This is a genomic window from Streptomyces sp. NPDC029151 (genome assembly GCF_055564315.1).
Genome location: NZ_JBVHWQ010000001.1, coordinates 1,410,077 through 1,424,389, shown reverse-complemented (window position 1 = coordinate 1,424,389; position 14,313 = coordinate 1,410,077). Strand labels below are relative to the sequence as shown.

Annotated in this window: 12 protein-coding genes; 4 read left to right on the top strand and 8 right to left on the bottom strand. The window is 71.9% G+C overall.

The genetic code is table 11. The annotated features are described in order from the left end of the window. Positions 1–45 precede the first annotated feature (45 nt). The gene (locus ACZ4VF_RS05740) at positions 46–1,362 is read right to left on the bottom strand and encodes a jacalin-like lectin (protein ID WP_467923360.1); all 1,317 of its coding nucleotides are present in this window, start codon (positions 1,360–1,362) and stop codon (positions 46–48) included. A 272-nt stretch (positions 1,363–1,634) separates the two neighbouring features. Between ACZ4VF_RS05740 and ACZ4VF_RS05735 the strand changes: the two genes are divergently transcribed. Both ACZ4VF_RS05735 and coaD read left to right on the top strand, forming a co-directional pair. Continuing rightward, positions 1,635–2,189: a DUF6817 domain-containing protein gene (locus tag ACZ4VF_RS05735; protein ID WP_467923359.1), complete on the top strand. Its 555-nt coding sequence runs from the start codon at positions 1,635–1,637 to the stop codon at positions 2,187–2,189. Positions 2,190–2,252: 63 nt separating this feature from the next. Further along, positions 2,253–2,705: a pantetheine-phosphate adenylyltransferase gene (coaD, locus tag ACZ4VF_RS05730; protein ID WP_467923358.1), complete on the top strand. Its 453-nt coding sequence runs from the start codon at positions 2,253–2,255 to the stop codon at positions 2,703–2,705. A 20-nt stretch (positions 2,706–2,725) separates the two neighbouring features. Here the strand turns inward: coaD and ACZ4VF_RS05725 are convergent, their stop codons facing one another. The 7 genes from ACZ4VF_RS05725 to ACZ4VF_RS05695 all read right to left on the bottom strand — a co-directional run bounded on the left by ACZ4VF_RS05725 (position 2,726) and on the right by ACZ4VF_RS05695 (position 11,898). After that, positions 2,726–5,596 carry a glycoside hydrolase family 2 TIM barrel-domain containing protein gene (locus ACZ4VF_RS05725; protein WP_467923357.1) on the bottom strand — a complete coding sequence of 957 codons (2,871 nt, stop codon included), beginning with the start codon at positions 5,594–5,596 and terminating at the stop codon, positions 2,726–2,728. A gap of 12 nt (positions 5,597–5,608) precedes the next feature. Continuing rightward, complete coding sequence (locus ACZ4VF_RS05720) at positions 5,609–6,475, bottom strand: carbohydrate ABC transporter permease (RefSeq protein WP_467923356.1); 867 nt, start codon at positions 6,473–6,475, stop codon at positions 5,609–5,611. Then, entirely contained in the window at positions 6,472–7,437 is a 966-nt protein-coding gene (locus tag ACZ4VF_RS05715) for a carbohydrate ABC transporter permease (protein WP_467923355.1), read from the bottom strand. Before ACZ4VF_RS05715 ends, ACZ4VF_RS05720 begins: the two co-directional genes overlap by 4 nt. 20 nt (positions 7,438–7,457) lie before the next feature. Continuing rightward, entirely contained in the window at positions 7,458–8,720 is a 1,263-nt protein-coding gene (locus ACZ4VF_RS05710) for an ABC transporter substrate-binding protein (protein ID WP_467923354.1), read from the bottom strand. Between the two features lie 268 nt (positions 8,721–8,988). Continuing rightward, positions 8,989–9,222: a hypothetical protein gene (locus ACZ4VF_RS05705; protein ID WP_467923353.1), complete on the bottom strand. Its 234-nt coding sequence runs from the start codon at positions 9,220–9,222 to the stop codon at positions 8,989–8,991. Positions 9,223–9,239: 17 nt separating this feature from the next. Beyond that, positions 9,240–10,481, bottom strand: coding sequence for an ROK family transcriptional regulator (locus ACZ4VF_RS05700; protein WP_467923352.1), 1,242 nt, complete (start codon positions 10,479–10,481; stop codon positions 9,240–9,242). Between the two features lie 127 nt (positions 10,482–10,608). Beyond that, a complete protein-coding gene (locus ACZ4VF_RS05695) occupies positions 10,609–11,898 on the bottom strand; it encodes an FAD-binding protein (protein ID WP_467923351.1) in 1,290 nt (429 codons plus the stop codon). A 172-nt stretch (positions 11,899–12,070) separates the two neighbouring features. Here ACZ4VF_RS05695 and ACZ4VF_RS05690 point away from each other — a divergent pair, with 172 nt between their 5' ends. Both ACZ4VF_RS05690 and ACZ4VF_RS05685 read left to right on the top strand, forming a co-directional pair. Beyond that, positions 12,071–12,805 carry a pyridoxamine 5'-phosphate oxidase family protein gene (locus ACZ4VF_RS05690; protein WP_467923350.1) on the top strand — a complete coding sequence of 245 codons (735 nt, stop codon included), beginning with the start codon at positions 12,071–12,073 and terminating at the stop codon, positions 12,803–12,805. Positions 12,806–12,839: 34 nt separating this feature from the next. Further along, the gene (locus ACZ4VF_RS05685; protein WP_467923349.1) at positions 12,840–14,168 is read left to right on the top strand and encodes a radical SAM protein; all 1,329 of its coding nucleotides are present in this window, start codon (positions 12,840–12,842) and stop codon (positions 14,166–14,168) included. The last annotated feature ends 145 nt before the right edge of the window (positions 14,169–14,313 follow it).

The window sequence follows — 14,313 nt, the reverse complement described above, 5'->3', positions numbered from 1 at the left end:
CCTTGGATGACTAGGTTTCAGCCTAGAGCATCTAGGAACCGGGTGTCAGCCGATCGGCGCGTACAGCACCCCCAGCTTGTCGACCTCCTCGCCCGAGCGGCCGGTGAAGCCCACGATCTGCCAGCCGCCGGGGGCCGTGAAGGTGGTGGTGTCGGCGGTCGGGGTGCCCGCCGAGAGGGTGCGGCCCCGGTCGGTGGCGAAGGCGGCGGAGAAGAGGCGGGTACGACCGTCCTTCCGGCCCTCGGTGAGCTTCACCGAGGTGAGGTGTTCACCGGCGGCCAGGGTGAGGGAGGCGGCCGTGCCGCCGGTGCCGCCGTGGGCGAGGACCGTACCGCCGTCGTGGGTGAGGGACACGGCGTCCAGGCGGGCGCCGCCGCGCAGGGTGAGGGTGCGCGGGGACGGGGCCGCCGGGAGGTCGTCGGCGTCGTTGAAGGCCGTGCCGTGCGGGCCGCCGAAGAAGTCGCTCGCCCGCAGCCGCGGGTTCGGCGTGTAGGAGAAGTCGACGGTGTGCGGGAAGTGGTCGGAGAGGTTGCCGCCGGCCGCGTCGAGGAACGACGCCCACGCGTCGTGGTAGCGGGTCGCGGTCAGGGAGACCAGGGCGCTGCCGCGGTACAGGATCTTGTCGACCACCTCGCAGTCGTCGGGCGGCGCGGACGCCGGGCACAGCAGCGGGTCGGCGCCCTGGGCCGGGGCCGTACCGTCCTTGACCAGCCGTACCCAGGCGTCGGTCAGGCCGTTGTCGGTGAGGAGGGTGCGGATGGTGTCGCCGGAGCGGGTGTACCGGGTGTTGGTGTCCCCCATCACGATCACCGCGTTGCCCGCCGAGTTGGCCCGGACGAAGGCCGACAGCTGCGCGATGTTGGCGCGGCGCGCGGCCAGGGCGTCGGCGGTGTCGTCGGCGTTGGGGTGCAGGTTGTAGAGGTCGACGTAGACGCCCTCGGCGAGCCGTACCCGGGCCAGGGTGAAGCCCTTCGGCGTCAGGCAGTTGGTGCCGGTGCAGTCGTTCCACCTCACCCGCTCGACGTCCTCGAACGGGCGGTCGGAGAGGGTGTTGAGGCCGTCGCCGACGCCCGCGCCGCCGCTGGTCGCCGTGCGGTAGGGGTGGTGGTCGCCGGCGTAGAGCGCCGCGTGGTAGTTGAAGTCCTCCTGGACGTTGACGATGTCGTACCCCGCCAGCCTCGGTGAGATCAGCGGGGTGTTGGCGGCCGGATGGCTGGAGCTGAGGCCCTCCGGGAGTCCGGCCACGTTGTACGTCAGGACACTGAACCCGCCGGATTCGGCGGCCTGTGCGGTACCGGTCGAGGCGGTGAGCCCGGACGCGGCCAGCAGGCCGGCGGCGAGCGTGCCGAAGAGTCGTCCCATGGGTCGCATACGACCATGCTCACGTCAAATCCGGGCGTTGTGCAGGGGGTTGGGAAGACGACTGCGGAAACAGGGGACGCCGGGCTCGGCGCGCGTGCCGGACCCCGGGCCCCTCCGGCGGGGAGCCGTCCCCGGGATTGACGGGACCATCGGCACCGCCGGAAGCTCGTCGCAGGACCCGGGCGGCAACCCGTCCGGTGCCTTCGTACGGGACCGGGCCGGCGAGCGCGCTGTACGGGCGCCGGCCGGCCCGCTGCCGAAAGGACACGGACATGGCGCCTGCGCTCCCCGCCCCGGCCGACCGGGCTGTCACCCTGCTGCGTGAGTTCGGTGCCGAGAGCATCCCCCACCCCGGCGGCACGCTCCTCGCCCACCTCCAGCGCGTGGAGGCGCGCCTGGAGACGTGGCAGGCCCGTCCGGCCCTCCGGCTCGCCGGTCTGTGTCACGCGTTCTACGGCACGGACGGCTTTCCCTCGGCACTGCTGTCACCGGACCGTCGCGACGACCTCGCAGCGGTGATCGGCGCCGAGGCCGAGGCCATCGTGTACCTGTACGCCTCATGCGACCGCAAGGCGACGTACCCGGCTCTCCACCAGCCCGATGCCGCCTTCCACGACAGGTTCACCGGCCGCTCCCACGTTCCGGCGCCCCGGTCGCGCCGGGACTTCACCGAACTGACGGCGGCCAACGAACTCGACCTCGCCGTCGTCGATCCGGCCTTCCGCCTCACCTGGGGCCCCCGACTGCTCGCCCTCTTCACCCGGCTCCAGGACCTGCTGAGTGCCGAGGCCTGGCTGGAGTGCCGCACGGTGCTCGCCGCTCCGTGATCCCGGTGGTCCGGCCGCTCCGGAGCCTCACCACCGGGAGCGGCCGCTTGTTACTCTCCGGTCATGCGAGCCCTCTTCCCAGGATCCTTCGACCCGGTCACCCAGGGGCACCAGGACGTACTCCGGCGCGCTGCCCGCCTGTTCGGCGAGGTCGTCGTCTGCGTGATGGCCAATCCGAACAAGACCGGCCGCTTCCCCGTCGCGGAACGCCTGGACCGGCTCCGCGCGGCGGCGGCCGGCTTGAGCAACGTCACGGTCGACTCCCACACCGGCGGCCTGTTGGCCGACTACTGCCGCCGAGCCGGGATCGACGTCGTCGTCCGCGGCGTCCGCGGCGTCCGCGACCTGGACTACGAGATGCCGATGGCCCGCATGAACCACGAGCTGGCCGGAGTCGAGACTCTCTTCATCGCCGCCGACCCCACCCTGGCCCACATCTCCTCCACCCTCGTCACCACGATGAGCACCGGGGTGTCCGCGACCGCGGCCGGCCTTGAGGAGGGCCGGCCGCGATAGGACGCCCCGGGACCGCCGGTTCAGCCGGTGCCGCAGGCGGAGAAGACGAACGAGAACTCCGCCGGTTCGGCCCGTAGGCGGTACCGGGGCAGCGGGGCCGGGCCGCAGGACTGCGAGCCGATGCCGTGGTGGGCGTGGTCCAGGTTGACCCACACCGTGTCACCGGGCACCAGGTCGGTGCGGTGGGCCGCGGCGTCCAGGTGCTCGGTGGTCCAGCGGCGGGCGGTGAGGAAGAACGCCGGGTCGCCCTCGACGCGCAGGCCGCCCAGTTCCGCCCACCGGACGTCGGCCCGGGCGCCGTTCTCCTGCGGGCGGACGTACGGGGTCTGCAGGCCGTCCACGGTCGACTCCCAACGGGCGATCCGGGACGCCGACCGGGTGTCGGGATAGGCCTCGCCGGGGCCGCCGCCGTACCAGCGCACGGCGTCGGCCGAGGCCAGGCCGAAGCGGATGCCGAGCCGGGGCAGCGGGACCGTCCAGGCGCCGTCCGGGGTGGTGGACACGGTCAGCCGGAGCCGGTCCCCGTCCGACGTCCAGCGGTACACCGTCGACAGCCCCAGCTCCCGGGCGGCCGGCGCCACCCGGGTGCGGACCGTCAGCGCGTCCTCGCCCGCCTCGACCGCGTCCAGGCGGTGCCGCATCCGGTGCAGGCCGAGCGTGCGCCACAGCACCCCGTAGCGCAGGTCGCTCTGCCAGGCGGCGCCGTCGTCGTTGTCGGTCGTGGCCCGCCACACGTCCAGCCGCAGACCCGTGACCGGCACCCCGCCGATCGCCCGCGGCGCCCCGGTGCGGGCGTCGAACACGCCCGGGCCGAGGGTGATCTCCCCGTCCCCGTGGGCCGGGCGCGCGGACGCGGCGACCTGGGGCACCCGGCGCCGCGACACCGGCAGCTGGCCCCAGGCGACGACGTGGCCCTCCGGTGCCCAGGCCGTACCGGACGCGAGCACCGCCCGGACCGTCCAGCGGGCCTCCCCGGCCGGCGCCCCTGCCGGTACGGCGGGCAGCCTCACCTCGGCGGACTCGCCGGGTGCCGACGCGGGCACCGACAGGGTGCCGCGGTCCACCGTCTCGCCCTCGACCTCGTAGGACCAGGAGAACGCCAGCCCCGACAGGTCCGCGAAGTCGTACCTGTTGGTGATCCGTACCGTGCCGGCCGTGCCGTCACCGGTGATCGCGACCGGTTCGATCACCTTCCGGTACTCGGCCAGACCGGGGGAGGGCCGCCGGTCCGGGAAGAGCAGGCCGTCGCAGACGAAGTTGCCGTCGTGCAGTTCCTCGCCGAAGTCGCCGCCGTAGGCGTAGCCCAGCTCCGGATGGGCGATGCCGTGGTCGATCCACTCCCAGACGAAGCCGCCCTGGAGCCGGTCGTGGGCCTCGAACAGCCGCTGGTAGTCGGCTAGGCCGCCGGGTCCGTTGCCCATGGCGTGGGCGTACTCGCAGAGGATGAAGGCGAGGGCGCGGCGCCTGCGGGGTCCGCCGTCCAGGCCGCGGCCGATCCGCTCGACCTCGGCGTGGTCGGCGTACATGCGGGAGTACAGGTCCGTGTCCCGGCAGTCGTGGTCGCCCTCGTAGTGCACGAGCCGGGAGGGGTCGCGGCCGTGGATCCACTCGGCCATCGCGGTCAGGCCCCGGCCGGTGCCCGCCTCGTTGCCCAGTGACCAGACGACGACCGACGGGTGGTTCTTGTCCCGCTCGACCATGCGGGCCGCCCGGTCGAGCAGGGCCGGGGTCCAGCGGTCGTCGTCGACGGGGTTGTCCCGCCAGCCCTGCTCGGTGAAACCGTGCGTCTCCAGGTCGCACTCGTCGATCACCCACAGGCCGTACTCGTCGCACAGGTCGAGGAAGGCGGGGTGCGGGGGGTAGTGGGAGGTGCGGACCGCGTTGATGTTGTGCCGTTTCATCAGCAGCACGTCCTCGCGCATGGTCGCGAGGTCCAGGGCGCGGCCCCGCTCCGGGTGCCACTCGTGCCGGTTGACGCCCCGGAAGAGCACCGGGCGGCCGTTCACCGTGATCAGGCCGTCCGAGAGTGCCACCGTGCGGAAGCCGATGCGCAGCGGCACCCGCTCGCCGGCGGTGGCCAGCACGCCGGCGTACAGCCTCGGTGTCTCCGCCGTCCACGGCTCGACGGGGACGGTCACCGGTTCCCCGGTGGCGACGTCGACGCCGAGGTCCGGGACCGTGATCCGGCCCGGCACCTCGGAGTCGACGCGGAGGGTGCCGGTGCCGGCCTTGTGGTCGTAGGAGGCGTGGACGAAGAAGTCCCGGGCGCCGTCCGCCGGGCGGTGCAGCAGGGTGACGTCCCGGAAGACGCCCGGCAGCCACCACTGGTCCTGATCCTCCAGGTAGGAGCCCGCCGACCACTGGTGCACACGGACGGCGAGGACGTTCCCTGCGCGCTTCAGGAGGTGTCCGACGGTGAACTCGTGCGGCAGCCGCGAGCCCTTGAACTCGCCCAGCTCGGTGCCGTTCAGCCAGATCCGGGCGCAGGACTCCACGCCGTCGAAGCGCACGGTGGCGCCGCCGTCGGCCGGCCAGTCGGCGGGCAGGTCGAAGACGCGCAGATGGTCGCCGGTCGGGTTCTCGGTGGGCACCCGGGGCGGGTCGACCGGGAACGGGTAGAGGTGGTTGGTGTAGACGGGGGATCCGAAGGAACCGTCGCCCTGAAGCACCCAGTGACCGGGGACCGTGACCTCCGCCCAGTCACCGGCGTCGTACCCCTCGGCCGCGAACGAGTCGTCCTCGGCGTCGGCCGTGTCCGACAGCCGGAACCGCCAGCTGCCGTTCAGGGAGAGGGACCTGGCGTCCGAGGAGGCGTACCAGGCGCGGGGTGGCAGCGCCCCCGAACCCGGCGAGACGTCCTCGACGTAGGCGGTGGTCGTACGGAAAGACATCGGTCTCCTAGCTCAGCCCTTGATGCCGGTCTGCGCGATCCCCTGCACCAGCCAGCGCTGGAGGAAGAGGAACACGAACAGCAGGGGCAGGATCGAGATGGCGGTCGCCATGAAGATCAGGTGGTAGTTGACGGTCTGGTTGGTCATGTACGACGACAACGCGACCTGGACGGTCCAGGCGCTGGGGTCCTGGCCGATGACGAGCGGCCACAGGAAGGCGTTCCAGCCGTTGACGAAGGTGATCGTGGCGATCGCGGCGAAGAAGTTCAGCGAGTTCGGCACCACGACACGCCAGTACGCGCCCCAGTAACCGAGCCCGTCCACGCGCGCCGCCTCCTCCAGCTCCTTCGGGAACCCGAGGAAGTACTGCCGGAACAGGAAGCAGGTGAAACCGCTGAAGAGCCCCGGCACGACCAGTCCCCGGTAGCTGTCCACCCAGCCGAGCGACGACACCAGCACGAAGCTGGGGACGAAGGTGACGGCGGCCGGGACCATCAGGGTCACCAGAACGGCGTGGAACACCTTGCCGGCGTGCCGGTAGGGGATGCGGGCGAGGGCGTAGCCGGCCAGGGAACAGACGAACAGCGTGCCGGCCGTGTGCAGGACGCCGACCACCAGCGAGTTCCACATCGACCGGCCGAAGTCGACCGTCGGGTCCTCGAACGGCTCGGTGACGTTGCCCCACTGGATGTGGGCCGGGAAGAACTTCCAGTTCTCGCCGGTGATCTCCGGGTCGGTGGACAGGGCGTTGCGGACGAGCAGGTAGAAGGGGACGAGGAAGAGGAGCGCGGCCACGCTGGTGGCGATGTACAGGCCGGTGGAGCTCATCACCCCGCCGCGCCGGGTACGCCTGCCGGTGTCGGGTGCGGTCGTGGTCACGTGGACCCCTCCCCCCTTCCGAAGCCCATGATCCGCCCCTGGAACAGGGTGACCACACAGATCAGCACGGTCAGGACGACGGCGCCCGCGCTGCCCCTGCCGTAGTTCTGGTCCTGGCCGAGGGCGGTGTAGTACAGCTCGACCAGCGGCGGGCGCCCCCAGGTGGTCTTGGACAGCAGGTTGAAGAACTCGTCGAAGGCCTGGTAGGCGGCGACGAGCAGCAGCAGGACCACGGCCGTGGAGGTGGCCCGCAGCTGCGGCAGGGTGATGTACCGGAAGGTCTGCCAGCCGCGCTTGGCGCCGTCGAGGGCGGCGGCCTCGTACAGCTCGTGCGGGATGTTCTGCAGCGCGGCCAGGAACAGGATCATGTAGAAACCGGACTGGAGCCACAGCCGGGCGGTGATGACCACCAGCCAGTACCAGGGCGGGTCCGGGTTGGCGAGCCAGGCGGTGTCGTCCGCGCCGAACAGGCCGAGGACCGTGTTCGCCAGGCCGAAGCGCACGCCGTTGAAGACGGACATCTTCCAGATCAGCGAGGCCGCGACATAGCTGCACGCGGTCGGCAGGAAGAACACCGACCGGTAGAACGCCCGCATGAACCGCAGCCGGTTCAGCAGCAGGGCGAGGCCCAGGGAGAGCGCCCAGGTGGTGGGCACGATGAACGCGGCGAAGACGGTGAAGGTGCCGAGCGAGCCCGTGAAATCGGGGTCGGACAGGATCTCACGGTAGTTGCCCAGCCCGACGAAATCGCTGGGGGTGACCGTGAAACGGGCCTCGAAGAAGCTGAGGTAGAGGCTCCAGCCGATCGGGACGTAGACGAAGACGGTCAGCCCGATCAGGAACGGGGCGGAGAAGAGCCAGAAGGCGAGGGTGCGGCTGCCGCGCGGTCCGCGCCGCCGCCGGGCCCCGGTCGCCTTGGCCGGGGCGGGGCCCGTGACCCCGCGCGTGGTGGTGGTCGACATGGTGTGATCCGTCCGGCGGCCTATCCGAACAGCTTCTTCAGCTCGGCGCCGACCGTCCTGTCGCACTTGTCGAGCGCGGCCTCCGGGTCACCGCCCTTGCGGACGCAGTCGGCGAACACGTCCTCCGTGGCGGTGATCATCGCCTGGGTCCAGCCGATGTTGTCGAAGTGCCCGTACCGGTTGAAGAGCTTCACGCCCTCGGCCGGCAGGCCCGACTTCAGGGTGCCCGCCGACCGGGCGATGGAGGTGCGGGGCGGGATGTGGAAGCCGTACGAGGTCGCCCAGTCCTCCTGGTACTTCCTCTGCTCGATCCACAGCCACTTCACGTACTCCTTGGCCGCGTCGACGTGCCGGCCCTTGGCGTTGACGAACATCGACCAGCCGCCGTTGTAGACGGACGGCTTGCCCGCGTCACCGGCCTTCGGGAACGGCATGATGCCGAGGTCGTCACCGAGGGTCTGCTGGAACTGCGGCATGGCCCACATGCCGCAGAACTGGATCGCGCACAGGCCCTGGTTGAGGGCGGAGGGGTCCCAGAAGTCGGCCGGGGCGTCCAGCAGCAGATGGCCGCTGGTGAACAGCTTCCGCATCTGCTTCAGGCCCGCGACCACACCGTCGGTGTGATAGGCGATCTCGTTCTTCTCGTTCAGGGTGTCGGCGCCGGCCGACCAGATCAGCGGGTTGATCACCGCGTGCAGGTCGTTGCCGAGGAAGAGGCCCTTGACCTTGCTCGTGGTCAGCTTGGCGGCGGCCTCGATCAGTTCGTCCAGCGTCCGCGGCGGCTCGACGCCCGCCTTCTCCAGCATCGACCTGCGGTAGAAGAAGAACTGCGGGTCGTCGATCATCCGTACGCCGTAGATCCTGCCGTCGACGGTGTGCGACCGGATGTCGGCCTGGTCGAAGTCGTCCTTGACCGGCTCGATGATGTCGGTCAGGTCCGCCACCTGCCCGCTTCTGACCAGCTGGATCTGCGGGTGGAACTCGAACAGGTCCGGTGCCTGGCCGGTCAGCAGCGAGGCGAAGAGCTTGCTCTCGAAGTTGGAGCCGGTGATCCACTGCGTGGTCACGTCCGCCTTCGGGTAGGCCTTCGCGTAGCGCTTGATCGCCTGCTCGGTGCCCGGCTCGCCGTAGGCGTGGAAGTACTGGACGAGCCGCTTGCCCGAACCGGAGCCGCCGCCCCGGCCGTTGTTGCCGCCGCACGCGGCGAGCGGGCCGGCGGCGGCCAGGCCCGCGGCGGCGCGGAGTATCGATCGGCGGTCCCAGGTGCTGCTCTGTGCCGGCATCGCTGACGTCCTTGTCTGTGGAGTGCGTCGGGTTCGACGGTCGCGGCTCGTCCGCCCGGCGGCCCTGCCGGCGTGGGCCGGATGGCCCGCAACGGGACGTGGTGCGGGACGCTAACCTTCGGCTAAGACTTCGGCAAGGGGTTGGACGAAGTGCGTACGAGTTGTTGTACGCGGTTTCGGGATAGCGAACGCGCCTGCGGGCACGGCGAGTTGAGGGCCGCCGGGTCAGGGGAGTGACCGGCGGCCCTCGCGCGGGGGAGCGGTCGCGCTAGCGCCTGGTCCACGCCTCGTCGGCGCCGCCGGTGCAGCTGGACCAGGTGCCGCAGGCACCGATGTCGTCGATGGTCTGCGCGGCGTGCGGGGAGACCTCGGCGGTGGCCGGGGTGCCGGCGGCGCCCGCGGGCGGGGAGGCGAGCAGGGCTCCCGTGACGGCCGGCGCGGCCGAGGCGGTCGGCAGGAAGGATCTCCTGAAGGGGGTGCGGGAGGTGCGGGGGTGAGACACGTGCATCCCTTCCGTCGTCATGAAGGCGGTGCGGTACGGCTCCGTGCGTGCGTGCGTTTCACCGCCCTCTGTCCGACGGACTGCAGCGCCCCCTCCAGGGCGAACGTGGCCGCGCCGAGGGACACCGGGTCGGTGGGGATCGGGGAGAGGACGATCTCGGTGGCGGCCAGCGGCCGGCGCAGGGCGTGCCGGGCGACCGCCTGACGGACCTCGTCGAGCAGCGGCTCGCCGAGCCGGGCGGCCACCCAGCTGCTGAGCACGACCACCTCGGGGTTGAGGAGATTGACCAGGTCGGCGATGCCGGCGCCGAGGTAGCGGGCGGTGTCGCGGACGACCTTGAGCGCCACCGGGTCGTTCTCGGCGACCGCGGCGGCCAGCGCGTCGATGGTGGCGGTCTGGTCCTCCGGGTGCAACAGGGCGGAGCGCGGGCTGAGTTCGCGCAGGTTCTGCATGATGCCGGGCGCGCCGACGTACGTCTCGACACAGCCGTGATTGCCGCAGTGGCACAGCCGGCCGTCCAGGACGAGCGTGGTGTGCCCCCACTCGCCGGCGCTGTTGCTCACGCCCCGGTGCAGCCCGCCGCCGAGGGCCAGGCCGGCGCCGACGCCGGTGCCGAGGTTGACCACCACGGCGTCGCCGCGGCCCCGCGCCGCCCCGAACCACAGCTCGGCCACGGTGCAGGCGCGCAGCGGGTTGTCCAGGTGGAGGGGGTGGGCGATGTGTTCGGCGAGCAGGTCGAGCAGCGGCACGTCGTGCCAGTCCCAGTTGGGCGCGTACTCGGCGATCCCGGTCTCCCGGTCCACCTGGCCCGGCACGCTCACACCGACGCCGAGCACCCGGGCCGCCTCGACGCCTGCCTGGGCGACCACCGAGCCGACCGCGGCGACGACGTGCCCGACCACCTGCTCGGGCCGGCTCTCCCCGGGCCGCATGTCCTCGTCGGCCCGGGCGAGCACGTTCAGCGCGAGGTCGAACAGCTCGACGTGGACGTAGGTCTCGGCGATGTCCACGCCGATCAGCGCGCCCCCCGACGCGTTGACGGCGACCAGCCCCCGGGGCCGGCCCCCGGCCGAGTCCTCGAAGCCGACCTCGGTGATCATGCGGAGGTCCAGCAGCTCGCCGACGAGCGTGGCCACCGTGGCGAGGCTCAGCCCGGTGGCCGCCGCCAGCTCCTGCCGGGAGGTGGGTGACTCGGCGATGATCTGGCGCAGCACCTCGTAGCGGTTCGCGGTGCGGATGTCACGCGATGTGCGCTTCACGCGGCTGCCCCTCCCGTCCGGACCCGTCCAGGCCGGGGCGGCTTCGGCACCGGCGCGGGCGTCAGGCTATGGGCCGGGAGGGACTTCCGACAAGGGGTTAGGAAAGGGGCTGGAGGAAGTACGCCGGCTACCGGTCGCCGGGCAGGCCGAGGAGATCCCGCAGGAAGGCGTTGGCGAACGTGCCGGACGGGTCCGTGTGGCGGACCAGGGACGCGAAGTCGTCGAACCGCGGGTACCGCCCGCGGAGCACGGCCGCGGGGGTCTCGAAGACCTTTCCCCAGTGCGGGCGCGGGTCGAACGGCGCCAGCACCTCCTCCAGCAGGCGCACCACAGGGAGGACGGCCGCCTCGTCCCGTATCCAGGTGAAGTGCAGCGCGACCGAGTCCCGTCCGTGGGCGGGGCTCAGCCACTGCGTGTCGGCGGCGACCGTGCGCACCTCGCAGGTCTGCAGCACCCCGGCGACCGTCTCCCGGACGCCGTCGACCGCGTGCAGCGCGTCGAGGGCCGCCGGCCGTGGCAGCAGGTACTCCGACTGGATCTCCTCCCCGCTGCTCGGCGTGAACTCCGCCCGGAAGTGCGGCAACCGTTCGTGCCACGGCCCCGGCACACCGAGCTGCCCGGTGCAGTTGCGCGCGGGCATGCCCGGCACCGGGTGCAGCGGGCCGGGTGCCGGCGCCGCCCACGGGAAGTCCACCGCCGGCCGGTCCGTGCGCCGCTTCACCCACACCTGCCGGAAGCCGGGCCGCCGCCAGTCCGTGAACAGGCTCACGCTGTACCCGGCGGCCGCCACGGCCTCGAAGTCCAGCCCTTCCAGGGGAAGTTCGGTGTAGACCCGCTGCTCCACCTCGTACGCCGGCTCCAGGTCGAGCGTGAGCGCGGTGACGACGCCCAGCGCGCCGAGGGAGGTCACGAAGCCGTCGAACCGCGGGTCGTCCCGGCCTATCGTCCCGCGGTCGCCGGCCGCGACGACCATCTCCAGCTCCCGGACCGCCGAGGCCAGCGGGCCGTTGCGCACGCCCGAGCCGTGCGTGCCCGTCGCCACCGAACCGGCCACCGAGATGTGCGGCAGCGAGGCCATGTTGGCCAGGGCGAGCCCGTGCGCGTGGACCGCGCCGGCCAGCTCGGCGTAGCGGACCCCGCCCGCCACCCGGACCGTACGCGCCGCCGTGTCCACGTCGATGGTCCGGGGCAGCCCGGCGGTGGAGATCAGGACGCCGTCCGGGCCCGGATCGGCGATCCGGTTGAAGGAGTGCCCGCTGCCCAGCACCCGCACCCGCATGCTGTCCCGCACCAGCGCCGCCAGCTCCTCCGGTGTACGCGGACGGTGGAACTCCCGCGCCGCGTACGTGACGGTGCCCGCCCAGTTCGTGGGCGCGCCCGCGCCGTCCCGGGTCCCCGTGTCGGCCGTCTCGGTCATCCGTGCGTCCCTCCAGGAGAGTTGCGTGTCCCCCGACCCTCTCATCCGCCGCGACACGCCCTGGCCGACGCCGGAGGGACACGGCAACGGATTTCGTCGAGACAACGCCTCAGACGCCTGGAATCCGCAAAAAACACGGCCGCCCGCTGTCTTCCTCGATAGCTTCACGCCCATGTCCTCCGACCCCCTGCACACCCCCCTCACCGATGCCCCCGCCGACCCCCTCCCCGCCCGCCTCCCCGAGACCGACCGCACCCGTCACCGCCGGCTGCGGGAGCAGGGCAGCCTGGAGCGGGCCGACCTCGACGCGATCCTGGACGCCGGGTTCGTCTGCCACCTGGGCGTGGTGGTCGACGGCCGGCCGCTGGTCGTGCCGACCGTGTACGGGCGGGACGAGCGGCGGCTGTACGTCCACGGGTCCGTGGCCAGCCGCAGCCTCGCCGGCGGCCTCCCGGTCTGCGTGACCGTCACGCACGTCGACGGGCTCGTGCTCGCCCGGTCCGTGTTCGAGCACGGGGTCAACTACCGGAGCGCCGTGATCCACGGCGACGCGCGCAAGGTCACCGACCCCGAAGAGAAGCTGGAGGGGCTGCGCCGGCTCACCGAGCACGCGACGCCCGGACAGTGGTCGTACGCCCGCCGCCCGAACCGCAGGGAACTCGCCGCCACCACCCTCCTCGCCCTCTCCCTGGAGGAGGCCTCGGTCAAGATCCGCACCGGCGCCCCCGACGACGGCGACGGCCCCGACGCGGCCCTCGGCCTGTGGGCCGGCGTGCTCCCGCTGACCCGGACCTGGGGAGATCCCGTGCCCGACCCGGCCCTGCCGCCCGGGACGGCCGTACCGGAACACATCGCGCGCCGGGCGGGGACCCGGCAGGGAGGAGCCGGTGAAGGGGGCATACGGTGAGATCCGTACGCCTGAGCCGGGAGGAGACAGACGGATGGGCAGTCGTACCGCGCTGGTCGAGGATCTGATGGAGCGGTTCCCGCAGGTGCCGCGGGAGGCCGTCTTCAAGGAGGACCTGCTCCGGGGCGGTGTCGCCTTCGACGAATCCGCCCTGAGCGACACCGCCAACGAGGCGGCCGGGGACGTCAAGCCGAAGTCGTACTTCATCTTCTCCTTCGACCACGGCACCCTGCCCGAACTGGGCGAGGCCGCGCTGCGCCGGCCCCCGGAGGAGATCATCCTGACCGGCGGCCCGTACGACCTGCGGCGCACGGTCGTCTCCGTACGGGTGAACCCGGCCTCGCCGTACCGGGTCGCCGCCGACGAGGAGGGACTGCTCGGGCTCTACCTCGACGGCCGGCGCATCGCCGACGTCGGCGTGCCGCCGATGCCCGAGTACTACCGGCACACCCTGTCCAACGGGAAGTCCGTGATGGAGGTCGCGCCGACCATCCAGTGGGGCTACCTGATCTACCTCACCGTCTTCCGGGTCTGCCAGTACTTCGGCGCCAAGGAGGAGTGCCAGTACTGCGACATCAACCACAACTGGCGCCAGCACAAGGCGGCCGGCCGGCCGTACACCGGCGTCAAGGACGTGGAGGAGGTCCTGGAGGCGCTGGAGATCATCGACCGCTACGACACCGCGAAGGCGTCCACCGCCTACACCCTCACCGGCGGCGCGATCACGTCGAAGGTGGCGGGCCGGGACGAGGCCGACTTCTACGGCCACTACGCCAAGGCCATCGAGGAACGCTTCCCGGGCCGCTGGATCGGCAAGGTCGTCGCGCAGGCCCTGCCCAAGGCGGACGTGCAGCGGTTCAAGGACTACGGCGTACAGATCTACCACCCCAACTTCGAGGTGTGGGACCGCCGGCTGTTCGAGCTGTACTGCCCCGGCAAGGAGCGCTACGTCGGCCGGGACGAGTGGCACCGCCGGATCCTGGACTCCGCCGAGGTGTTCGGCGCGCGCAACGTGATCCCGAACTTCGTCGCCGGCGTGGAGATGGCCGAGCCGTTCGGCTTCACCACCGTCGACGAGGCCATCGACTCCACCACCGAGGGCCTGCGCTTCTTCATGTCGCACGGCATCACGCCCCGCTTCACCACCTGGTGCCCGGAGCCCACCACCCCGCTCGGCAAGGCCAACCCGCAGGGCGCCCCGCTGGAGTACCACATCCGGCTGCTGCAGGCCTACCGGCAGACCATGGACGACTTCGGCCTGTCCTCCCCGCCCGGCTACGGCCCGCCCGGCCCCGGCCGCGCGGTGTTCTCCGTCAGCTCCTTCATGGACAGCCTGCCCGCCGACGCGTCCGTACCCGTGTGAGACGAACCGCCTCCGCATCCGTACCAGAGGCCGGAGTTCCGGGGGCCGTGGCGGCGCGCACACCGGCCGCCACGGTCGGTAGCCGGATGTGAACAGGCCGCTTGTCAGTTGTGTCGAGGACGTGAAAGGCTCTGTGCGCTGCCGC

Bases quoted from the DNA above. Each gene is read 5' to 3' on its own strand.
- ACZ4VF_RS05695 (WP_467923351.1), bottom strand. From the start codon at position 11,898: ATGACCGAGACGGCCGACACGGGGACCCGGGACGGCGCGGGCGCGCCC.
- ACZ4VF_RS05725 (WP_467923357.1), bottom strand. From the start codon at position 5,596: ATGTCTTTCCGTACGACCACCGCCTACGTCGAGGACGTCTCGCCGGGT.
- ACZ4VF_RS05710 (WP_467923354.1), bottom strand. From the start codon at position 8,720: ATGCCGGCACAGAGCAGCACCTGGGACCGCCGATCGATACTCCGCGCC.
- ACZ4VF_RS05685 (WP_467923349.1), top strand. From the start codon at position 12,840: ATGGGCAGTCGTACCGCGCTGGTCGAGGATCTGATGGAGCGGTTCCCG.
- ACZ4VF_RS05740 (WP_467923360.1), bottom strand. From the start codon at position 1,362: ATGGGACGACTCTTCGGCACGCTCGCCGCCGGCCTGCTGGCCGCGTCC.
- ACZ4VF_RS05735 (WP_467923359.1), top strand. From the start codon at position 1,635: ATGGCGCCTGCGCTCCCCGCCCCGGCCGACCGGGCTGTCACCCTGCTG.
- coaD (WP_467923358.1), top strand. From the start codon at position 2,253: ATGCGAGCCCTCTTCCCAGGATCCTTCGACCCGGTCACCCAGGGGCAC.
- ACZ4VF_RS05690 (WP_467923350.1), top strand. From the start codon at position 12,071: ATGTCCTCCGACCCCCTGCACACCCCCCTCACCGATGCCCCCGCCGAC.
- ACZ4VF_RS05715 (WP_467923355.1), bottom strand. From the start codon at position 7,437: ATGTCGACCACCACCACGCGCGGGGTCACGGGCCCCGCCCCGGCCAAG.